The sequence below is a fragment of the Paenibacillus sp. E222 genome (assembly GCF_013401555.1).
In the GTDB taxonomy this organism is placed as follows: Bacteria; Bacillota; Bacilli; order Paenibacillales; family Paenibacillaceae; genus Paenibacillus.
Map to the genome: position 1 here is coordinate 877,868 of NZ_CP058552.1, position 21,964 is coordinate 899,831.

Consider the following 21,964-nt stretch of genomic DNA (forward strand, 5'->3'; position numbering starts at 1 on the left):
TAATCCGGTTTACCTCATGGTATGGCTCTCTCCCGATGGCCATGGCTTTATCAGCTGTGCTGGTATAAGGTCTCCATATATTGCAACGATCGCCGCGCATACTCATACGGATTATGAATCGCAGGGTCCTGTTCCCCTTCAAGCATCGCCCAGCCATCATACCCCCGTGTGACCAACTCCTGCAGAATCGGTGCAAAATCAATACAACCATCTCCGGGAACCGTAAAAACCCCTTTACGAATACAGCCTACAAAATCAGACTGTTCCGCCCGTGCTTCCTCCAGCACTTGAGGACGAATATCCTTCAGATGAATATAGGCAATCCGATCATAATGCTTGCGTAGGAGAGCTAACGGGTCGGCTCCGCCATAGTAAGCATGACCTGTGTCATAGAGCAAATAAACAAGAGATGGGTCAGTCAGTTCCATCAATTTATCGATCTCATCCGGCTGCTCAACAACGGTACCACCATGATGATGGTACGTCAGCTTCAACCCGTGCTCACGGGCGATGGCACCTGCTTCGTTCAGCCCCTCAGCAAGGATGTGCCATTCTGATTCACGGAGTCTCAGTACTTCTTTCTCATGCGGTGTCCGCCTTGGATCGAAATGCAGGGAACCGCCTACTTCCGCTGTGCTAATCACCTTGCTGCCCATCGATTGCAGAAACTCCGCGTGTCTGCGATAGCTGTCCAGTTCAGACTGACGATATGCCGGGTCGGAGAACAATACCGATTTCCACTGGGAAACGAGGCGGATGTTGCGCTTGCCCAGCTCCTCCCGCAATGTGTCTGGATCCGTGGGATATTTGCGTCCCATCTCCGTACCTGTCAGACCAAGTCGCTGAATGTCATCCAGAATCTGTTCACATGTTGTTGCATCACCATGCTCCTTTACATCCTCTCCGACCCAGTTGATCGGATGAATCCCGAGCTGAAATGGCAGCTTGTTCATGGCTCCACGTCTCCTTTTGTGGTTCAACATTTTTGCATCATTCGATGTAACTCTTTGCTGGGTGAAAATATTTAGAGGAAGAAGCACCCTGATTCATACAACATATATACGCGTGAAGCATTCCCCTCTGAATCATGCAGATGTGAAAGACACTCTTTGAATTTATGCAAAAAGGTCTATTAAACGAGTCTAACTTTGGCACGGTTTGCCTGCATGGCGTGGTGAGCCGTTACCACCTTTTCCTCGTTGGATACTTCTGGCACGCCCACATTCCACCAGGACTCATATCCGCCTGCATTGGTTCCGGGTACGACTGGAATTTCGATCAGTGTAGTCACGGTCTCATTCCGGGCATCTCTGATCGCCTGCTCCAATTGTTCCGCCGTCTCTGCCTTATAGGCTTTGGCTCCAAGGCTGCGGGCATGGGCTGCAAAATCCATAGGCATGTAATCTCCGGTCAGTCGTCCGCTCTCCGATTCCCGATAGCGAAACTCATTACCGAAGCCGTCACTTCCGTGCTCCCGTTGCAAATTATGAATACACTGAAATCCATTGTTGTTGAATAGTAAAATGGTCATCTTCTTCTGTTCCTGCAAGCTAGTCACCAGTTCAGAATGCAGCATTAGGTAACTACCATCACCCACCATGGCATACACTTCACGCTCCGGCTCTGCAAGAGCTGCCCCGAATGCCCCGCTTACCTCATAGCCCATACAGGAGAAGCCGTACTCCATGTGGTATGTTTTGGGTGCAGAAGCGCGCCACAGACGGTGTAAGTCTCCAGGCAAACTTCCCGCCGCACAAACAATAACGGAAGAAGGGTCAATGGTCCGATTAATAACACCGACCGCGGTTGTCTGTGCCAGTCCTGCCTCATGCTGCAGTTCGTAGAGTCGATCTACCTCGGCGTTCCACTCATCCCGCAGATTGGCGATCTCGGATGTGCCGTATCCACTGTGGTACTGCCGTCCCTTTAAAGCCGTTTGCAAAGCTTGCAGACCTTCCCGTGCATCCGCCAGAATCGCTTCGCCACCCAATTTGGCGGCATCCATGCCGTTCAGGTTAATATTGATGAATGCCACTTCGGGATGCTGAAAAGCAGACCGGGACGCCGTCGTAAAATCCGAGAACCGGGTGCCGACGCCGATTACCACATCCGCTTCTCTGGCAAGCCTATTGGCAGCCAGCGAGCCGGTCACGCCGATAGCTCCCACATTAAGTGGGTGGTCCCACGCCAAGGCACTCTTGCCAGCCTGCGTCTCGGCAACCGGAATGCCAAATGCCTCGGCGAATTCAGCCAGCTGTGTGGATGCCTCGGCATACAACACACCGCCGCCTGCTACGATCAGCGGCTTCCTGCCACGGGCAATCTGCTGCGCTGCCCGTTCAATTGCTGCCTGGACCGGAGGACGACGGTCCAGGTAATGCACCTTGCGGGCGAAGAACGATTCAGGGTAATCGTACGCCTCTGCCTGCACATCCTGCGGCAGCGCCAGCGTTACCGCGCCCGTCTCCGCCGGGTCCGTCAGCACGCGCATCGCCTGCGTGGCGGCAATCATCAGCTGTTCGGGACGTACGATGCGATCCCAGTATTTGCTGACCGCTTTGAACGGGTCAGTAGCTGAAATCGTATAATCGCCGCTTACCTCCAGTTGTTGCAGCACGGGATCTGGCTCACGCGTGGCAAAGTTATCACCCGGAAGCAATAACACCGGAATACGATTGACTGTTGCGGTTGCCGCCGCAGTAATCATGTTCAGCGCACCCGGCCCAATGGACGTTGTACACGCATAAATCTGTCTACGGTTCTTCTGCTTGGCATAAGCCGCTGCTGTATGCACCATGCCCTGTTCATTCTTGCCCTGCATATACGTCAGACTTCCTGGGCTACGCTCCAGTGCTTCTCCCATACCTGTTACGTTGCCGTGTCCAAAAATGCCAATGACACCATTCACAAACTTGGTTTCCACTCCATCAACGGAAATATATTGCTGATCCAAGTATCGGAGCAGTGCCTGAGCCATCGTTAGTCTAATTGTTTTCATGTATTGACTATCTCCCTTCCCCTTACGGGTTAAGCGCTTAATCCGTGTTAAGTTTAAGCGCCTTACCCCTAAGGTTAAGCGCTTAATTGATATAGTATTACAGGCTGGTGAATTAGGCAAGATATTTTTGTAAGCGTTTTAAAAAATGCAAATAAACATAGCTATACCACTGTAGTATTGTGTATTATCCCACTGTTGATAAAGCTATGATCCGAGAAGTTACTATCATGGGAGTACGTGTTCCGAGGATGATGGAGACGTCAAAAAAATACAAAAAAAGAGATGGCAGAAGCCATCTCTCTTTTTGTATTTCTATGAAGCGGGTGATGGGAATCGAACCCACGCTATTAGCTTGGAAGGCTAAAGTTCTACCATTGAACTACACCCGCATGTAAAAATCGGGATGACACGATTTGAACATGCGACCCCCTGGTCCCAAACCAGGTGCTCTACCAAGCTGAGCTACATCCCGTTATCTATACCGGCGAGAGGACTCGAACCTCCACGGTTTCCCACTCGATTTTGAGTCGAGCGCGTCTGCCATTCCGCCACGCCGGCATATGAAGTTATAAATGGCGCGCCCTGAGAGATTCGAACTCCCGGCCTTTTGATTCGTAGTCAAACGCTCTATCCAGCTGAGCTAAGGGCGCAAAATATTGGAGCGGACGACGGGAATCGAACCCGCGACCCTCGCCTTGGCAAGGCGATGCTCTACCGCTGAGCCACGTCCGCTTATAAAGGATGCGCGTGGAGGGACTTGAACCCCCACGTCAAAGACGCTAGATCCTAAGTCTAGTGCGTCTGCCAATTCCGCCACACGCGCATATGATGGTGAGTCATGAAGGGCTCGAACCTTCGACACCCTGATTAAAAGTCAGGTGCTCTACCAACTGAGCTAATGACTCGAAAAACTGGTGGAGGATGATGGATTCGAACCACCGAACCCGTACGGGAGCAGATTTACAGTCTGATGCGTTTGGCCGCTTCGCTAATCCTCCAGGATTACATGGTGCCGGCGAGAGGACTTGAACCCCCAACCTACTGATTACAAGTCAGTTGCTCTACCAGTTGAGCTACACCGGCATATTAAGTTGTGATAAATGGTGGCTCGGGACGGAATCGAACCGCCGACACGAGGATTTTCAGTCCTCTGCTCTACCGACTGAGCTACCGAGCCACAATAAAGTTTTAAATTAATGGCGGAACCGACGGGATACTCTCACTTCGTTCGAGACTGCGAAGCTGATGCTCTCGAAGTGTATGCTCCGACGAACCCAAAAACGGATTCTCATCCCTGAAGCAAAATTAAGATGGCGGAACCGACGGGATTCGAACCCGCGATCTCCTGCGTGACAGGCAGGCATGTTAGGCCAACTACACCACGGTTCCAGATCACTTTCTTGATAGAAAGGTTAATTGCGGGGGCAGGATTTGAACCTGCGGCCTTCGGGTTATGAGCCCGACGAGCTACCGGGCTGCTCCACCCCGCGTCGTTATTATAAGTTATATGGTGGAGGCTGAGGGGATCGAACCCCCGACCCTCTGCTTGTAAGGCAGATGCTCTCCCAGCTGAGCTAAGCCTCCATATATATGACCCGTAGGGGATACTCTCACTTCGTTCGAGACTGAGAAGCCATTGCTAACGAAGTTTATCCTCCGACGAACCTTTGGGATTCTCATCCCTTTTTTAAGCTAATAAATATAGCTATGACCCGTAGGGGATTCGAACCCCTGTTACCTCCGTGAAAGGGAGGTGTCTTAACCCCTTGACCAACGGGCCTTAATGGCTCCCCGAACAGGACTCGAACCTGTGACAACTCGATTAACAGTCGAGTGCTCTACCAACTGAGCTATCAGGGAATGGTGGAGCCAAGCGGGATCGAACCGCTGACCTCCTGCTTGCAAGGCAGGCGCTCTCCCAGCTGAGCTATGGCCCCATACACTTTAGTCTATCTGGTATTACTATGGGCCCTGGTGGACTCGAACCACCGGCCTCACCCTTATCAGAGGTGCGCTCTAACCAACTGAGCTAAGGGCCCGTATGAAAAATCGAAAAAAAATACCCCAAAGGGGTTTCGCTTGGCGGCGTCCTACTCTCCCAGGACCCTGCGGTCCAAGTACCATCGGCGCTAGAGGGCTTAACGGTCGTGTTCGGGATGGGTACGTGTGGAACCCCTCCGCCATCGCCACCAAACGCATAGCTTAGCTTACATTTCAGAGTGTATTCTCTGAAAACTAGATCCGAAACGAAATTTGCGACTTATAACCTGCATATCTTGGATAAGCCCTCGACCGATTAGTACTGGTCAGCTCCATGCATTGCTGCACTTCCACCCCCAGCCTATCTACCTCGTCGTCTTCAAGGGGTCTTACATACTGGGAAATCTCATCTTGAGGGGGGCTTCACGCTTAGATGCTTTCAGCGCTTATCCCTTCCGTACATAGCTACCCAGCGGTGCTCCTGGCGGAACAACTGGTACACCAGCGGTACGTCCATCCCGGTCCTCTCGTACTAAGGACAGCTCCTCTCAAATTTCCTACGCCCACGACAGATAGGGACCGAACTGTCTCACGACGTTCTGAACCCAGCTCGCGTACCGCTTTAATGGGCGAACAGCCCAACCCTTGGGACCTACTTCAGCCCCAGGATGCGATGAGCCGACATCGAGGTGCCAAACCTCCCCGTCGATGTGGACTCTTGGGGGAGATAAGCCTGTTATCCCCAGGGTAGCTTTTATCCGTTGAGCGATGGCCCTTCCATGCGGTACCACCGGATCACTAAGCCCGACTTTCGTCCCTGCTCGACTTGTAGGTCTCGCAGTCAAGCTCCCTTATGCCTTTGCACTCTTCGAATGATTTCCAACCATTCTGAGGGAACCTTTGGGCGCCTCCGTTACTCTTTAGGAGGCGACCGCCCCAGTCAAACTGCCCACCTGACACTGTCCCCGCACCGGATTACGGTACCAGGTTAGAACCTAGATACGATCAGGGTGGTATCCCAACGGTGCCTCCACGCAAGCTGGCGCTCACGCTTCAAAGGCTCCCACCTATCCTGTACAGATCGTACCCAAATTCAATATCAAGCTGCAGTAAAGCTCCATGGGGTCTTTCCGTCTTGTCGCGGGTAACCTGCATCTTCACAGGTATTAAAATTTCACCGGATCTCTCGTTGAGACAGCGCCCAAGTCGTTACGCCATTCGTGCGGGTCAGAATTTACCTGACAAGGAATTTCGCTACCTTAGGACCGTTATAGTTACGGCCGCCGTTTACTGGGGCTTCGGTTCACAGCTTCGGATTGCTCCTAACCGCTCCCCTTAACCTTCCAGCACCGGGCAGGCGTCAGCCCGTATACTTCGCCTTACGGCTTCGCACAGACCTGTGTTTTTGCTAAACAGTCGCTTGGGCCTTTTCACTGCGGCCCCCTCGTGCTATTCACACTACCAGGGCACCCCTTCTCCCGAAGTTACGGGGTCATTTTGCCGAGTTCCTTAACGAGAGTTCTTCCGCGCGCCTTAGAATTCTCTTCTCGCCTACCTGTGTCGGTTTGCGGTACGGGCACCATCACCTGGCTAGAGGCTTTTCTTGGCAGTGTGAGATCATGACCTTCGCTACTATAATTTTCGCTCCCCATTACAGCCCAGCCTTACGATGTGCGGATTTGCCTACACATCAGCCTCACTGCTTAGACGGACATCCATCAGTCCGCGTCACTACCCTGCTGCGTCCCCCCATTGCTCATAACGGCTTACGGTGGTACAGGAATTTCGACCTGTTGTCCTTCGACTACGCCTTTCGGCCTCGCCTTAGGTCCCGACTTACCCTGAGCGGACGAGCCTTCCTCAGGAACCCTTAGGCTTTCGGCGGATCAGATTCTCACTGATCTTTTCGTTACTCATACCGGCATTCTCACTTGTATAATGTCCAGCGCTCCTTACGGTACACCTTCAACCCTTATACAACGCTCCCCTACCCCTGATGCAAGCATCAAGCCATAGCTTCGGTGGTGTGTTTAGCCCCGTTACATTTTCGGCGCAGAGTCACTCGACCAGTGAGCTATTACGCACTCTTTCAATGGTGGCTGCTTCTAAGCCAACATCCTGGTTGTCTGTGCAACTCCACATCCTTTCCCACTTAACACACACTTGGGGACCTTAGCTGATGGTCTGGGCTGTTTCCCTTTTGACAATGGATCTTAGCACTCACTGTCTGACTCCCGGAAGTAAGTCTATGGCATTCGGAGTTTGACTGAGCTTGGTAACCCTTGCGGGCCCCGCACCCAATCAGTGCTCTACCTCCACGACTCTGTTTTCCGAGGCTAGCCCTAAAGCTATTTCGGGGAGAACCAGCTATCTCCGAGTTCGATTGGAATTTCTCCGCTACCCCCACCTCATCCCCGCACTTTTCAACGTGCGTGGGTTCGGGCCTCCAGTGCGTGTTACCGCACCTTCACCCTGGACAGGGGTAGATCACCCGGTTTCGGGTCTACGTCCACGTACTACATCGCCCTATTCAGACTCGCTTTCGCTGCGGCTCCGGCTCTTCACCTTAACCTTGCACGGGAACGTAACTCGCCGGTTCATTCTACAAAAGGCACGCCATCACCCCTAAAACGGGCTCTGACTTTTTGTAAGCACACGGTTTCAGGTTCTATTTCACTCCCCTTCCGGGGTGCTTTTCACCTTTCCCTCACGGTACTGCTTCACTATCGGTCGCTAGGAAGTATTTAGCCTTGGCAGATGGTCCTGCCGGATTCATACGGGGTTTCACGTGCCCCGCACTACTCGGGATACATCTCGGAGAGAGCCAACTTTCAACTACAGGGCTTTTACCTTCTTTGGCGGGCCTTTCCAGACCTCTTCGTTTAACCGGCTCCTTTGTAACTCCATGTGAGATGTCCCACAACCCCAAAGAGCAAGCTCTCTGGTTTGGGCTTCTCCGCGTTCGCTCGCCGCTACTGACGGAATCACTATTGTTTTCTCTTCCTCAGGGTACTTAGATGTTTCAGTTCCCCTGGTATGCCTCTACATAACCTATGTATTCAGTTATGAGTAACTGGAAATTACCCCAGCTGGGTTTCCCCATTCGGACACCCCCGGATCAAAGCTTGCTTACAGCTCCCCGAGGCAGTTTCGTTGTTCGCCACGTCCTTCATCGGCTCCTAGCGCCTAGGCATCCTCCGTGTGCTCTTAGTAGCTTAACCATAATTGCTCCGGTTTCGACTGCTCGCTTCCCTTGTTTTGCTTACGCAAAGCCAAAAGTCACTCCCATTCGATACCATCGCAATGCAGTTTTCACTATTTATTGAAACTTGTTTTAACACAAGTTCAGCTTAAAAAGGAATGTTCTAAATCGCAAAATTTCGTTTCGATATCTAGTTTTCAAAGAACAAGCTCCATGCAAAAGCAAGCTGTTTTGAGAGTTTGAGCTCTCAAAACTGAGCAACGAGTGAGTAAGTTGTGCAGCTAAGCTGCGTATTTGAATGTTTCCACGCGGGAAACGATTCTCCATAGAAAGGAGGTGATCCAGCCGCACCTTCCGATACGGCTACCTTGTTACGACTTCACCCCAATCATCTATCCCACCTTCGGCGGCTGGCTCCTTGCGGTTACCCCACCGACTTCGGGTGTTATAAACTCTCGTGGTGTGACGGGCGGTGTGTACAAGACCCGGGAACGTATTCACCGCGGCATGCTGATCCGCGATTACTAGCAATTCCGACTTCATGCAGGCGAGTTGCAGCCTGCAATCCGAACTGAGACCGGCTTTTTAGGATTCGTTCCACCTCGCGGCTTCACAGCCCGTTGTACCGGCCATTGTAGTACGTGTGTAGCCCAGGTCATAAGGGGCATGATGATTTGACGTCATCCCCACCTTCCTCCGGTTTGTCACCGGCAGTCACCTTAGAGTGCCCACCCGAAGTGCTGGCAACTAAGATCAAGGGTTGCGCTCGTTGCGGGACTTAACCCAACATCTCACGACACGAGCTGACGACAACCATGCACCACCTGTCTCCTCTGTCCCGAAGGAAAGGTACATCTCTGTACCGGTCAGAGGGATGTCAAGACCTGGTAAGGTTCTTCGCGTTGCTTCGAATTAAACCACATACTCCACTGCTTGTGCGGGTCCCCGTCAATTCCTTTGAGTTTCAGTCTTGCGACCGTACTCCCCAGGCGGAGTGCTTAATGTGTTAACTTCGGCACCAAGGGTATCGAAACCCCTAACACCTAGCACTCATCGTTTACGGCGTGGACTACCAGGGTATCTAATCCTGTTTGCTCCCCACGCTTTCGCGCCTCAGCGTCAGTTACAGCCCAGAGAGTCGCCTTCGCCACTGGTGTTCCTCCACATATCTACGCATTTCACCGCTACACGTGGAATTCCACTCTCCTCTTCTGCACTCAAGTCACCCAGTTTCCAGTGCGATCCGGGGTTGAGCCCCGGGATTAAACACCAGACTTAAATGACCGCCTGCGCGCGCTTTACGCCCAATAATTCCGGACAACGCTTGCCCCCTACGTATTACCGCGGCTGCTGGCACGTAGTTAGCCGGGGCTTTCTTCTCAGGTACCGTCACCTTGAGAGCAGTCACTCTCCCAAGCGTTCTTCCCTGGCAACAGAGCTTTACGATCCGAAAACCTTCATCACTCACGCGGCATTGCTCCGTCAGGCTTTCGCCCATTGCGGAAGATTCCCTACTGCTGCCTCCCGTAGGAGTCTGGGCCGTGTCTCAGTCCCAGTGTGGCCGATCACCCTCTCAGGTCGGCTACGCATCGTCGCCTTGGTGAGCCGTTACCCCACCAACTAGCTAATGCGCCGCAGGCCCATCCCCAAGTGACAGATTGCTCCGTCTTTCCAGTTCTCTTCAGGAGAAGAAAACAACTATTCGGTATTAGCTACCGTTTCCGGTAGTTGTCCCAAGCTTGAGGGCAGGTTGCCTACGTGTTACTCACCCGTCCGCCGCTAACCATCAGAGAAGCAAGCTTCTCATCAAGTCCGCTCGACTTGCATGTATTAGGCATGCCGCCAGCGTTCGTCCTGAGCCAGGATCAAACTCTCCAATAAAGTATTGAAAAGAGCGATAAGCTCATTTTGAAACTGACGAGATTAAAAATCTCATTTTATGCTCCAGTCGATCCAAGCCAAGGCTTGTCTCAAACTTTCGCGTTCACTCTGCAAGCAGAATGTTTACTCACTCGTTGTTCAGTTTTCAAAGATCAAACTTGTTTCATTGCCGTGTGTTGTTCACCTCAGCAACTTTTATATCTTATCACATCCGAACCAACTTTGCAAGCTCTTTTTTAAGTTTCTTTCGAAGCTTATTTCATTTGCTTGCCGCACCGTGTTTCTCGTGTTTTCTTGGCCGGAATTAGAATATACCATGTACAAAAATAAATTGCAACCCTTAATTAATATTTCTCTATCCTCGTTTTATGAGAACAATAGAACCGTTATATTCCCCTTCTATATCATACTAAGTCATAGTCTTGAAATCAGACCCTATCTGCTACACTCTATAGATATGACAATACTAATTATCATTAACTTATTGAGAAAGGGTAATAGTTACTGTTCATAGCAAACTGATATTCTATTCGTTTTGAAGAAACACTAACTAGCAGCTAAAGGGATGCTTAGTTTTATATCGATTATCCAATAGCTTCTATAGCAATATATGAAATCAAATTTTAATAAACCTGCAATGAATAGATACTTACTCTCTCCATAAAAGATGCGTAGTGACTCTAGTATCTGTTCTCTAATATATACTCATTGATACAAAAAAGGAGTGGCGTATGGCTAGCCAAACTTCTCAGCATCCCCTTCTCCCCTCAGCCCCTGAACCTTCCCATCATAACTGTATCGTAATACCGACCGTCCGCGTGTCGCCGATCCTTTTTCAAAGTTCCCTCTATCTCGAAGCCCATTCTTCTGTAAAGCTCCATCGCCTTATCGTTCGTCCCCACCACGTTCAAGGTCATTTTCTCAATTCCATTCGTATCTGCCCAATCTATCGATAGTTCGAGTAGTTTCTCGCCGATCCCGTATCCCCAGAACTCTTTCGCTACACAAACACCAAATTCAACCTTATGAGAAAATCGCTTTAGATCAACTCCTTCACATCTGGAATACCCGACGATTTGTTCCTTTACGACAGTAACGAGAAACAGGTTTCTCTCTTTTTCCGAGTCCGACCGAATTATGTGTTCAAATCCAGCTGGATCAATAAAGCCTTCACCTTGCTCACGATCCATATACTCGGTTTCTCCATCCATCTGTACACGAAGTGAAGACAATACCTCAGCATCCTTTTCAATTGCGGACCTAATCGAATAGGTCAATCCTTTTACATTAAACTCCTGTTGATCGATGATCATACGCCATAATCCCTCCATTCTATTTTATTTTGCATATCCTATTCATGGCTCTACCCCACCTCAGACGGACTCTTGCCCGTAAGCATCTTGAACACCTGACTGAAATACGTCGCGTTGCGGAACCCTGTCATCTCGCTAACTTCGTAGACCATGTAATGCCCTGACTGTAATAGCTCCAACGCACGTTGAATCCGATACCCGTTTACATAACTCACAAAGTTCTCTCCGGTCACTCTCTTGAACAGCTGACTCAAATATTTGGGGTGCACAAACAGTCCCTTGGCAATGGCTTCAAAACTGATTTCTTCAGCATAATGCATTTCCACGTACTGTTTCACCTGCTCCACTAGTTTATTGGTTTTTTTCTCGCCCATTTCTTTACGTATCTGTTCCATCCAGTTTCGAATAATACCATCCATCCAGCATATCAGATCCTGCAGCCCATATTTCGATTGGATTTCCCACAAAAAATGGCTCATCGCGAGCGGCGGTGCCAGCATGGGATAATGTCGGTTCCAACTATGAATTAACGTGTCGAACAGGCTCACGGCCACAACTTGCACATCCTGAATACTGGCACCACCCCCTTCCTCCAACAGATTGCGAAGCTGAACCCATATCTCCTCTGCCAGATCAGTCCTCATATCTGCCCATGACTCATTCCATTGTCGCAGCAATAGCGAGTAATCCGTTGCGCTCGGCGTTAAAGCAGCAGATGAATCATATCGATATACACGACTCCCGCCCTGAAACTCTGCTTTCTCCAGCGCCTCCCTGCTCTCCAGATAAGAGTCCATCACTTCGCATAAGTGCCCTTTGGACGTTCCAATACCTGCGCTCATTTCGATCTTGAGGTACGTAAAAATCTGATCAATCATCCGTTCAACAATGGACTCAAATTGCTCTAGCGGGTCCCTCTCGTCAAATAGAAGCAGCACAAACACCTGATCCGAGTAATCCACGATCTCCACCTGGCAGTCGTTTATTTGCGAAGTCTGCTCTTTGACGGTCTCCTGAATTATATCTGCTGCCCCATATCTTAATAGCTGCCAGTCCCGCTCTTTCATCTTTGTCAGAAATGCAGGCCGGTACAACTGTAGACTTATTGCGCGCACTTGAGAGGGTATGCGAATACCCACATAATCCATACGCTCCGCAGGCAGCTCCTCTTCCCGATAGCGCGTGGTTAACAGCTCGTGAAGAAATAGTTTGCGAAGATAAGGAACCACCCGTCCAATCTCCTGTTTGTATGTCCGCTCTAGCTGCTCATGCCGCTCACGCACATCCTGTTCCAGTAACACCTCACGCAGAACAGACTCAATCTCCTCCACTTCCGCAGGCTTCAGCAAAAAATGATTCACGCCCCAACGCATGGCCGCCCGGGCATTCTCGAATTCGTCATATCCACTAAGAATGATGATCGGCAGATGGGGATGGTCCCGCCGCAACGCCTGCGTGAGCTCAAGTCCTGTCATTCCTGGCAAATAGACGTCCGTCATCACAAGATCGGGGCGCAGCTGTTGGAACATCTCCAGTGCATCCACGCCATTGGAAGCAGTTCCTGCAATGCGGAGGCCAATGGATGGCCAATCAATATGGTCGGTCAATGCTTTTACAATATGCGGGTCATCGTCTATGAGCATAATGCTTTTCATTCATTTTCACCGCCCAGCCATAAGTTTAATTGTTCTTCCGTCTCGATACGCGGCAGCGTAATGGTCACTCCTACTCCGCCCAATTCACCTGCGCATATATCAATGCCATACCCCATGCCACAATACAGTTGAATGCGTTGATGTACATTACGTATCCCAATGCCCGTTGTCTCCTCCAGCTTCCAGCCCTCAGGCAAGCCCTGTCCGTTATCTCTTATGCAAATGATGATTTTGGATGGTGGATCGATGCCCTCCAATTCGCGCATATCCACCTGTATGCGAAGTTTTCCTTCCTTTGGATGCCCATGCATGACTGCATTCTCGATAAAAGGCTGTAAAATGATTTTGGGAATGTAACAGCCTCGCACTCTCGGATCAATCTGTTCCTGATAATCAATAGAGAACGGAAGACGCTCTGACTGAATGCTGACGTAACAACGAGCATGCTCCAACTCATCCCGTACCCGGATGAATAGTCTGCCGCCGCTCAATCCGATACGCAGCAGTTTGCTGAGTTGTACAATCATGCGGCTGATGTCCTTGGCCTCATAATCGAGAGCACGCCAGTGGATCATGTCGAGTGTGTTGTACAAAAAATGCGGTTTGATTTGCGCCTCCAGTAAACCGGTCTGTGCTTCACGCTTCGCTCGGCTCTCTTCTTTGACCCGCTCCATCAACTCCGTCAATTGTGATGCCATATGATTGAATCCATACGCCAAATGGGCATATTCCTCGGTAAACGAAAGCTGAACCCGGGTATTGAAATCCCCCTTCTCCAATTGCCTCATCCGCTTGATCAGCTGACGTAAAGGACGAACAATCCGCCAAACGAACAGATACGCAAGTACCGCCGAAAATAGTAACCCCAGCACAGCTATTCCAAGGACCTGCCATCCGGCCTGCCTCACAGGAGATAATAGTGTGTGAACAGGGATGGTCTGTACCAATCGCCACTGAAGCATGGCAGGTCTTGAATACAGTACAAGCTGCGCTCCACCAGGCTTGCCGGAAACCACTTCAAAGCCGTCCTCCCCATGTTCAACATGCTCCTGAATCCATGCACGATCGACGACTGGTTCGCTTTCCCCAGCAGCAGCGAAATTAGCAGATACACTAATAGAAGGAAAAATTCCCGAGGCTCCATGAATTGAACTCAAATCCTCACCAGAATTCACCTCTAAATTGTCATCGCCCATCTGCATGACGACGTTACCTGCGGTATCCACCAACAGTACCTGTCCATCCAGCACCATCGGCATATCCGCAAATCTACGTACAATATCGGCGCGACTCAGGCGGATGAGCACGTAGGCTACCGTACCACCCCGGCTGTCAAAGATTCGCTGGGCGTATCCGATTAGCGATTGGCCTGATTCGTTTTCCCGCAGAGGTACCCAAGCCGCATCCGCATGCTCCAGTGCAGCAAACCATGAATCACCGGCAATCGTATCCACTGGATAAATGCGGTCGGCCATCGTGACAGCGACACCGTTGAAGGCATCCGTATACAGCTCCACGGAGGTAATACCTTCACTGACTACCACCGTATGATCCAGTATTTTGGATACCTCACGCCGTTGGTGGATCTGTGTCAGCCTTCCCGCTCCTTTCGTTTCAAGCAGACTCGACAGCTCACGGTTGCTCGCCAAAGAATAAGCCGTGCCTGTCACACCTGTAATAAAATCAAACCCGCGGCGTGTACTCTCATTCAGAAGAGCAAGTCGTGCTTTGCTAATCTCGGTAAACGTGACGGCAGAGAACGACTGGTATGCCAGCCAAACAATAACCGAGACGAGAAGTAGATTAAACGCAATAAAGCAAGTCACCATCAACGTGGAGAGCTTGCTTTGTTGCAGCTTATGATTTAGGAATAACGATAATCTTCGTTTCCGCATGGAATCAACTCGTTTCGTCTTGGAATTACCCTTTGAGCCCAGAGGTCGCGATTCCTTCCACGAAATACTTTTGACACACGATAAATACGATAAAACAAGGCACCAGTGACAGCACTGACATTGCAAACATCGGTCCCCAATCCGATTGAGAACTGGAATCGAGGAACAGGCGTAAGCCCAGCGGCACCGTGTATTTGCTGACATCACTCAGATAGATCAACTGACTGAAGAAGTCATCCCATGTCCACAAAAAGGTAAAGATCATCGTCGTCACCAGCGCCGGAAAGGCCAGCGGAATGATAATTTTGGTGTAAATTCGTACAGGACCACATCCATCAATCGTCGCCGCTTCATCCAGCTCTTTGGGCAATCCCCGGAAGAACTGGACCATCAGGAAAATGAAGAAGGCATCGGTCGCCAGCCATTTCGGCACCACCAGCGGCAGATACGTATTCACCCATTCCAGATGGTTAAACAGAATATATTGAGGGATCAGCGTCACATGGTGCGGCAGCATGATCGTCATTAGCATTAAGCCAAAGCAAATCGCTTTGAACCGAAAATTCAATCTGGCAAAGGCATATGCCGCCATCGAGCAAGAGATGACATTGCCAAGCACAGCGCCCAGCGACAGGACGACGGAGTTGGTCAGAAAACGGGAGAAGGGATTGCCCTGAATGCCCGTCCAGCCATTGATGTAATTTTGCCAGTTCCATTCTCGCGGCCAAAACCAAGTCTCGGTGAAAATCATATGTCCCGGTTTGAATGAACTGCCCAGCATCCAGAGCACCGGATACAGCATGACAAAGGCAATAACCGAGATCAGTACATGTTTGGCGACTACCCACGTAGCAGCATTTCGTTGTCCAATCATGATTTTCCACCATCCTCATAGTGCACCCACAGCTTGCTGCTGCGGAATACCAGCAATGTAAAGACACCGATCAGGATCACCAGCACCCAGGCCATCGCGGACGCATAACCCATCTGGAAGAACGAGAACCCTTTTTTGTACAGGTATAAAGAGTACATTAAAGTTGAATTGACTGGCCCCCCGCTGCCGTTACTGATGACAAAAGCCTGAGTAAATGACTGGAAGGAGGTAATCAGCTGCATCACGAGATTGAAAAAGATCACCGGTGACAGAATCGGCAGTGTGATATAAAAGAATCTCCGGAGCGGTCCTGCTCCATCTACCGAGGAAGCTTCGTCATACTCAGGTGGAATCTGTTTCAAGCCTGCCAGGAAAATAATCATCGACGATCCGAACTGCCATACGGACAGCAGTACGATTGAATACAGGGCATATTTCGGGTTGGCGACCCAATCGGGTGCCTTAATGCCGATCATGGCAAGTACCCCATTAAGCAGTCCGTCACCGCCCAGCATTTTGCGCCACAGCATCGCAATTGCGACACTGCCCCCAAGCAGGGTTGGGATGTAATACACCGTACGGTAAATGCCGAGCCCACGAATGCCTTTGTTCAACAGCATCGCCACCAGCAGGGCAAAAATCAGCTTGATCGGTACGGAGACAGCGACATACGTAAATGTGACTTTGAGCGATTGGATAAACAGTTTATCCGATGTAAACATCGTGGTGTAGTTATCCAGACCGACCCAGGAAGGGGCGGCCAGGATACTGTAGTCGGTGAACGAAATGTATAAGGAAACGAGCATCGGCCCAAGTGTCAGAAACAATAAACCAACCAGCCATGGGGCCAGAAACAGAAGCGCTGCTCCATTATGGGCATATCTCCGCTTCACCCGCCGGGCTGTTACACGCTCGGTTCGTGCTTGACTGATCTGTGTTGTACTCATCTTCGCAACCTCCCCGCGGAATATGAAGTCTGGAACCATTCAAGTGTTATTGACTTGATGCAAGTGTCGCCTTGGCCCCTTCAATGAACTGGGCAATCACATCCGGTGTATTGCCTTGACCGAAGGCGATCTGCTCGCTTGCACTCTTGAAGCTGGTATCCACTTCGGAAAATCCTTGTGGGTATGGCGGATCAATTTCACTGGAGTTTTTCGATACCACATCGATAAATTGGAAGATGGCTTGCTCCGCTTCTGGTAGCGTAGGCTGCATCTTCTCACGGATGCTGGCATTGACGGGTACGCCGCGCTCCGAGCCGAGAATGGCGGTAGCTTCGGGATCATTGACCATGAAGTCGATAAACATCGCCACTTCCTTCGGATGTTTTGTTTTGGCATAACCGGACAGGAACTGACCTGCTTTCAGGTATTCACCGATTTGCTTTTCACCCACACCGTGCGGAAGCACTTGTATCCCAAGCTTATGATCCTGGTTTTTGTTCACCTGCTGGAACGTCAGCAATTGATTAGACCAGGCAAAGTCCATGGCGGCTGTACCAAGCGAGATCGGGCGTGTCTCCAGTGCATTCGTAGTGGATGCCGTCACTTCCGCAGAGGTTGCCCCCCCGTTCTCACGAAGCGCCCCCCACATGTCAAACCATTGCTGGAGCTCCTCGCTGGTAGCTGTCAACGTCCCGCCATCAAATAGTCCCTTGCCTGTTTGCCGGATAAATACCTCAAACATGTTCGTGGTTCCTGATACATCCGCCGAACCGTAGAAACCGTCACCTTTCTCTGCTGCAATCTTGGCCGCTATGTCGCTAAAATCCTTCCACGTCCAGCTTTCCTGCGGCTCCTCGATCCCGAGCTCCTGGAATACGGTGGCATCATAGATGACACCTGGCGCATTTACACCCAATGTAATGGCGTATAATTTATCGTCAATCGATCCGGCTTTGAGCATGCTCTTGTCATGGTCTTCTGTGCGCAGCTCTTTGCTCTCTGCATATGGGGTCAGGTCAAGCAATGCACCACGCCGGGCAAAGTCGGTTAGAAAAGCGTAATCCATCTGTATGATATCCGGTGCATTTGAACCGGCTACCTGTGTAGTCAGCTTGTCAAAGTATCCGTCCCAACCGGAATATTCCGGCTTAATGGTAATGCCAGGGTGCTTCTCTTCAAACAGCTTAATCACTTTGGTCGTGAGATCGTGGCGAGTCTGTGATCCCCACCAGGTCATACGAAGTTCAATTTTGCCGGAAGTGTCTCCTTCTTCTCCTTCATTGGTTGAAGCAGACGGGGCTGATGATCCTCCGGAACAGGCTGTAGCAAACATTAACAGGGATAGGCAGAACAAGGTTACCCACTTTTTGGTATTCAACATGAATGAATTTCCTCCCCTTTTGCTTTTATGGAATCGCTTACAAAAACTATTGTAACGGCCTATGGCTGCTCATGACATAAACAAAAGTAAGCTTTCCTGTCAAAAAAGTAAGGGGTTGGGACAAGTGTCCATTCAATTGTCATCGATAATCCAGTGATTAAATAACCACCAGAATTGATGCACCTGGTGGTTATTCATATATACAGCATTCTTCGTGCGGCGCACTGTGCCTCGCTCCATCTCAACGGTAGTCATCCTGACGTCTGCATTGAAACGTTAAAGTAGATACCATGTAAGATTTCGATCAAGGTATCCTGTGGTTTTACTGACACTTTCAGGATTGCGTCACAACAGTTGATGACACCTTAGGCTGGGCCAGATGTTTCTTCATCTTCGCTACTTCGGTTCCTGCCAGCATCATAATGCCAATACCGTGATTGTCATTCGTTACTGTGAGCAGGTCTTTATTGTAATATTCTGCGGTAAAGGCATATCTCGACCCACTGCATACACCATGTACATTGCCCTGACGGTCAATCGCTTTACGGGTTAATCCGCTCCAGGCCCGTTCAGCTGCTTCAAAGTAACGTGCAGGTTGATTTAACCAGCCAAACCGCACTCCCCGTGCAAAACCATATGCAAACATCGCTGTACAGGAGGCTTCCTGGTATGTTTCCGAATCATTCAATACCTGATGCCACAATCCGCCCTCTCCTTGCAGAGCTGCATATCCTTCACATATTTCATTAAAGAAGCCAATTAAAGCCGGGCGATCCGGGTGCTCTGCTGGCAAAGCTTCCAATACCTCAGACAGTGAAAAGAGCGTCCAACCATTTCCCCGTCCCCACGGAATCTGTGTCGCCTGTCCATATTTGAAATCGAATACGTGGGACATGATCTTGAATTCAGGCATGAACAGATACTTCCGATACAATAAAAATTGTCTGGCTGCTTCGTCCAGTGCTGAATTATTCCCCTTCAGTCGGGCATACCGCACAAGAAACGGAGTGCTCATATAAAGGTCGTCGGCCCACATCGTATTCTCGGCAAACTCACCGATACACTCGCGGTAAAATGCACCGTCCTCCTGTCGCTCCAACCGAGTCAGCATAAAATCTGCAATTCGTTCGGCAATCGGCAAGAACGTCGGCTCCTGACATTCGGAGTAGGCCTCCAGCATTGCGGAGCCAAAAGAGCCACAGTTATCCAGCATTTTCATCATAACCAGCTGCTGGTTAATTGCCGGAAAACCGTACTGCTCCCGATCCCATAATGAGTATTCATCCATACGGGTACACAACTGCACGTGTTCTGACGCATAACGTGTAATGTCAGGTCGCTGCAAATAACGTCCAGTCTGCAACAAACCATACACGGTGACACCTAAAGGATAGTCCCAGCGACCATAGTTGGTTACACTGCCTACTGTCCATTTGTTACTGAGCATTGCATTTTCATAATATGGACGTATCCACGCATCCGGTCTGTCCAATCGCCAATATATGCGTTCCTTCCGTCCTTTATAGACTCGATCTATACGCATTAGATCCTGCAAATCAGGTTCGACGTCCTCCGATGCAAAAGGTCCAAGATATAGCCACGACTCTCCAGAAGCTCCGTGCACACGTTGGGGAAGCTCCATCTCCAGTTGCTCTCCATTCACCGTTGCGTTTATCACAAAACTCCATGGCTCATCCGTATCACTACATTCACTGCGAACCAACAGGTCGTTCCGTCCAAAAGATGCGGGTATGTTCACCTCGAATGGACCCGCTTCCTTTAATTGCACTGCCGATACGCCGTTCATCCATATAGTCAGCGGCCCGGAAGATTGACCAGACAAACGGATTGGACCATCGCTTAAATCCCTGTTCATCAACCGTGTCCACGCATAGACTTGCTGACCAGGAAGATGTCCGTACATTCTCTCCAAAGACGGTTGCATCTGCTTTTCCTCTGACCACAGCGCATCAGGCAGCCACTCCAGTCTGTGATCCTCTTCTGACCCGAGCAGATTCCATTCCGGATGACTGTCCTCCGAACTCACAGGTTTGGAATATACCCATCCGGCCTGTCCCTGTCTCTCCTGGAAAGGAGCAAGCACATTCAGAATTCGTACTTTCCCCTCGTCCGAGCCAAACTGGCATCCAAATCCCGCAGGTGTATACTTCATCTCCAGGAGCAACGTATTCCATCCCGGCTTTATGTCGATTCCCAGCTTTATAGTCGCGTCCAGGTTGATCTCATCCATGACCGTGGAGCGATATACCAATTGCTCGTTAAAATAGAAGCGAACCGGTCCATAACAGCGGACCAGCACATCCAGATTTCGATCTTCATCTCCCCAGACCAGCGCTGCGGCATAGGAAGTCTGCCCTTTATGTGCATCAGGGAAACGTTTACTCAAATTCAGATCATACAGACCCTTCTCATTTTGCAAAATACCAGACTTCTGAAATACCCGATATACAAAACCAGCCTGCGCATTGGCGCCTATATACCTCTCAGCCAGCACCTTCAGCACCTGATCCTGATCTTCTCCGAATCGATAATACATGCTCTGCGGTTCACTGAAATACGTTGTCATTGAATGCCCACATTCCTTTCCCGATGGATTATATAGGTATAGCGCTTAACCTTTGTGAGAAAATCCCTTTTTGGCTAACGTTGAAGAACCTCGTTTATCGTTGGAACAGCCGAATAATAAACCAAGTATAACTGACCTGCTTCCCGGTGGCTACAGGTTTTTGTTTGCGCTTACAAATAAATAATTGTATTGTCAGTCTGACGATAAGACAAAACAACGGACTACATCGTTGTAGTCCGTCTCATGTAAATTAAAATTATCCGAAGATGTCAAATTTAATGAATAGCTTCTCGGTTTCTTCATATACAGATGTGGCTGGCACTATAACAATGTGTACAAGGATGACCAAGTGTTAAATTTCCACAGCTACGCCGTAATGGTCAGAGACCACAGGGCCGTTCTTTCCGTTGAGAACTACCGTCGAAGACTTCGCCTGTACCGGACGATTCGAGAAAATATAATCAATACGCAGATCGCGTTTGTTATCCGCCCAGCCGGCAATGGCTTTGACCACGGTTGCACCGTCATCCTTTTGCTCAGCCGTCGTATACAGGTCATTCCAGCCCTTGCTCATCATATAATCGTAGCCTTCCCCACGTACTTCCGCGACATTATTGAAATCACCCATAATATACAGCGGCTGGTCCATATATGGAGCAAGCTTGCTCTCGGTTAGTTCCCACTGTCCCTTGAAAGGCTCTTGTTCATCATCCCACCAGTTATAGTGTCCATTTACAAACCAGGTTGCTTCACCTTGGACGGCCGTCTGTATACCCATAATTTTGCGTGTCCGGTAGTTGTCGTAATCCCGCATATGGGATACATATTCACCAAAAGCCTGTGTAATTGGCGTCCGGCTCAGGATGGCCAGCCCTTCATCGTATTTTTGGAAACCGATATGGGCCGGAATCCATGTCCAGTAATAGGTTTCGGTCAGTTGCGTAAGCAGAACGTAGGCGTAGTTGTCTTTTTTGATCACAGCATCCAATTCCGTGGCAAAGTAATGTTTCAGTTCCTCCGCGGACAGCGCTGTTTCATGCATGGATTGGTTGACCTCCTGCATGGAGATGACATCAAATTGATGTGTATTGATAAAATCAGCCAGCTGACTGATCTTGTTCAGTTGGTCTTCTTCTGCCCAAGCGTGTGTATTTAACGTAAGTATTTTCATTATGCACTCTCCTGTTGTTTGAAATTAAGCCGAATCCCGGCCTGCATCGTTCCTGAAAGGAATACATACGCTAAGCATAC

11 protein-coding genes, 17 tRNA genes and 3 rRNA genes are annotated in these 21,964 nt (G+C 49.9%); all 31 read right to left on the minus strand.

Going from position 1 to position 21,964, the window contains the following annotated elements; all coding sequences use genetic code 11:
* Positions 1 to 50: 50 nt before the first annotated feature.
* The 31 genes from iolE to HW560_RS04055 all read right to left on the minus strand — a co-directional run bounded on the left by iolE (position 51) and on the right by HW560_RS04055 (position 21,884).
* Positions 51 to 953, minus strand: a complete 903-nt coding sequence (gene iolE, locus HW560_RS03910; RefSeq protein WP_179262108.1) for a myo-inosose-2 dehydratase — start codon at positions 951 to 953, stop codon at positions 51 to 53.
* A 179-nt stretch (positions 954 to 1,132) separates the two neighbouring features.
* Positions 1,133 to 2,998, minus strand: coding sequence for a 3D-(3,5/4)-trihydroxycyclohexane-1,2-dione acylhydrolase (decyclizing) (gene iolD, locus HW560_RS03915; protein WP_179262110.1), 1,866 nt, complete (start codon positions 2,996 to 2,998; stop codon positions 1,133 to 1,135).
* 318 nt (positions 2,999 to 3,316) lie between these two features.
* A tRNA-Gly gene (locus HW560_RS03920) sits at positions 3,317 to 3,387 on the minus strand.
* Positions 3,388 to 3,396: 9 nt separating this feature from the next.
* A tRNA-Pro gene (locus tag HW560_RS03925) sits at positions 3,397 to 3,470 on the minus strand.
* A 7-nt stretch (positions 3,471 to 3,477) separates the two neighbouring features.
* A tRNA-Leu gene (locus HW560_RS03930) sits at positions 3,478 to 3,556 on the minus strand.
* Between the two features lie 15 nt (positions 3,557 to 3,571).
* Positions 3,572 to 3,648: transfer RNA gene (locus tag HW560_RS03935), tRNA-Arg, on the minus strand.
* 7 nt (positions 3,649 to 3,655) lie between these two features.
* Positions 3,656 to 3,730, minus strand: a tRNA-Gly gene (locus tag HW560_RS03940).
* A 10-nt stretch (positions 3,731 to 3,740) separates the two neighbouring features.
* Positions 3,741 to 3,821, minus strand: a tRNA-Leu gene (locus HW560_RS03945).
* 6 nt (positions 3,822 to 3,827) lie between these two features.
* Positions 3,828 to 3,903 (minus strand) — tRNA-Lys (locus HW560_RS03950).
* A gap of 7 nt (positions 3,904 to 3,910) precedes the next feature.
* Positions 3,911 to 3,996 (minus strand) — tRNA-Tyr (locus tag HW560_RS03955).
* Positions 3,997 to 4,005: 9 nt separating this feature from the next.
* Positions 4,006 to 4,081: transfer RNA gene (locus HW560_RS03960), tRNA-Thr, on the minus strand.
* 18 nt (positions 4,082 to 4,099) lie between these two features.
* Positions 4,100 to 4,175 (minus strand) — tRNA-Phe (locus HW560_RS03965).
* A 134-nt stretch (positions 4,176 to 4,309) separates the two neighbouring features.
* Positions 4,310 to 4,387: transfer RNA gene (locus tag HW560_RS03970), tRNA-Asp, on the minus strand.
* 27 nt (positions 4,388 to 4,414) lie between these two features.
* Positions 4,415 to 4,488: transfer RNA gene (locus HW560_RS03975), tRNA-Met, on the minus strand.
* Between the two features lie 18 nt (positions 4,489 to 4,506).
* Positions 4,507 to 4,582, minus strand: a tRNA-Val gene (locus HW560_RS03980).
* Between the two features lie 124 nt (positions 4,583 to 4,706).
* Positions 4,707 to 4,778, minus strand: a tRNA-Glu gene (locus tag HW560_RS03985).
* Positions 4,779 to 4,782: 4 nt separating this feature from the next.
* Positions 4,783 to 4,858, minus strand: a tRNA-Asn gene (locus HW560_RS03990).
* Between the two features lies 1 nt (position 4,859).
* A tRNA-Ala gene (locus HW560_RS03995) sits at positions 4,860 to 4,935 on the minus strand.
* A gap of 28 nt (positions 4,936 to 4,963) precedes the next feature.
* Positions 4,964 to 5,037: transfer RNA gene (locus HW560_RS04000), tRNA-Ile, on the minus strand.
* Between the two features lie 38 nt (positions 5,038 to 5,075).
* A 5S ribosomal RNA gene (gene rrf / locus HW560_RS04005) occupies positions 5,076 to 5,192 on the minus strand.
* An 82-nt stretch (positions 5,193 to 5,274) separates the two neighbouring features.
* Positions 5,275 to 8,199 (minus strand): 23S ribosomal RNA (locus HW560_RS04010).
* 310 nt (positions 8,200 to 8,509) lie between these two features.
* Positions 8,510 to 10,061 (minus strand): 16S ribosomal RNA (locus HW560_RS04015).
* The 16S, 23S and 5S rRNA genes sit together here with 17 tRNA genes alongside, the layout of an rRNA operon.
* A gap of 767 nt (positions 10,062 to 10,828) precedes the next feature.
* On the minus strand, positions 10,829 to 11,374 hold the full coding sequence (locus HW560_RS04020; protein ID WP_179262112.1) for a GNAT family N-acetyltransferase: 546 nt from the start codon (positions 11,372 to 11,374) through the stop codon (positions 10,829 to 10,831).
* 50 nt (positions 11,375 to 11,424) lie between these two features.
* Entirely contained in the window at positions 11,425 to 13,029 is a 1,605-nt protein-coding gene (locus HW560_RS04025) for a response regulator (RefSeq protein WP_179262114.1), read from the minus strand.
* Positions 13,026 to 14,924, minus strand: a complete 1,899-nt coding sequence (locus HW560_RS04030) for a sensor histidine kinase (protein WP_179262116.1) — start codon at positions 14,922 to 14,924, stop codon at positions 13,026 to 13,028. Before HW560_RS04030 ends, HW560_RS04025 begins: the two co-directional genes overlap by 4 nt.
* Before the next feature lie 25 nt (positions 14,925 to 14,949).
* Positions 14,950 to 15,798 carry a carbohydrate ABC transporter permease gene (locus HW560_RS04035; RefSeq protein WP_179262118.1) on the minus strand — a complete coding sequence of 283 codons (849 nt, stop codon included), beginning with the start codon at positions 15,796 to 15,798 and terminating at the stop codon, positions 14,950 to 14,952.
* Complete coding sequence (locus HW560_RS04040; RefSeq protein ID WP_257031684.1) at positions 15,795 to 16,745, minus strand: carbohydrate ABC transporter permease; 951 nt, start codon at positions 16,743 to 16,745, stop codon at positions 15,795 to 15,797. Before HW560_RS04040 ends, HW560_RS04035 begins: the two co-directional genes overlap by 4 nt.
* Before the next feature lie 46 nt (positions 16,746 to 16,791).
* The gene (locus tag HW560_RS04045) at positions 16,792 to 18,126 is read right to left on the minus strand and encodes an ABC transporter substrate-binding protein (RefSeq protein ID WP_090905126.1); all 1,335 of its coding nucleotides are present in this window, start codon (positions 18,124 to 18,126) and stop codon (positions 16,792 to 16,794) included.
* A gap of 132 nt (positions 18,127 to 18,258) precedes the next feature.
* Entirely contained in the window at positions 18,259 to 18,381 is a 123-nt protein-coding gene (locus HW560_RS33650) for a hypothetical protein (RefSeq protein WP_256222540.1), read from the minus strand.
* A 79-nt stretch (positions 18,382 to 18,460) separates the two neighbouring features.
* On the minus strand, positions 18,461 to 20,713 hold the full coding sequence (locus tag HW560_RS04050) for a glycoside hydrolase family 88/105 protein (RefSeq protein WP_179262120.1): 2,253 nt from the start codon (positions 20,711 to 20,713) through the stop codon (positions 18,461 to 18,463).
* Between the two features lie 352 nt (positions 20,714 to 21,065).
* Positions 21,066 to 21,884 (minus strand): endonuclease/exonuclease/phosphatase family protein, encoded by an 819-nt coding sequence (locus tag HW560_RS04055; RefSeq protein WP_179262122.1) that lies wholly within the window; start codon positions 21,882 to 21,884, stop codon positions 21,066 to 21,068.
* Positions 21,885 to 21,964 lie beyond the last annotated feature (80 nt).

Bases quoted from the DNA above. Each gene is read 5' to 3' on its own strand.
- HW560_RS04045 (WP_090905126.1), bottom strand. From the start codon at position 18,126: ATGTTGAATACCAAAAAGTGGGTAACCTTGTTCTGCCTATCCCTGTTA.
- HW560_RS04030 (WP_179262116.1), bottom strand. From the start codon at position 14,924: ATGCGGAAACGAAGATTATCGTTATTCCTAAATCATAAGCTGCAACAA.
- HW560_RS33650 (WP_256222540.1), bottom strand. From the start codon at position 18,381: ATGACTACCGTTGAGATGGAGCGAGGCACAGTGCGCCGCACGAAGAAT.
- iolE (WP_179262108.1), bottom strand. From the start codon at position 953: ATGAACAAGCTGCCATTTCAGCTCGGGATTCATCCGATCAACTGGGTC.
- HW560_RS04050 (WP_179262120.1), bottom strand. From the start codon at position 20,713: ATGACAACGTATTTCAGTGAACCGCAGAGCATGTATTATCGATTCGGA.
- HW560_RS04020 (WP_179262112.1), bottom strand. From the start codon at position 11,374: ATGATCATCGATCAACAGGAGTTTAATGTAAAAGGATTGACCTATTCG.
- HW560_RS04040 (WP_257031684.1), bottom strand. From the start codon at position 16,745: ATGAGTACAACACAGATCAGTCAAGCACGAACCGAGCGTGTAACAGCC.
- HW560_RS04055 (WP_179262122.1), bottom strand. From the start codon at position 21,884: ATGAAAATACTTACGTTAAATACACACGCTTGGGCAGAAGAAGACCAA.
- HW560_RS04025 (WP_179262114.1), bottom strand. From the start codon at position 13,029: ATGAAAAGCATTATGCTCATAGACGATGACCCGCATATTGTAAAAGCA.
- HW560_RS04035 (WP_179262118.1), bottom strand. From the start codon at position 15,798: ATGATTGGACAACGAAATGCTGCTACGTGGGTAGTCGCCAAACATGTA.
- iolD (WP_179262110.1), bottom strand. From the start codon at position 2,998: ATGAAAACAATTAGACTAACGATGGCTCAGGCACTGCTCCGATACTTG.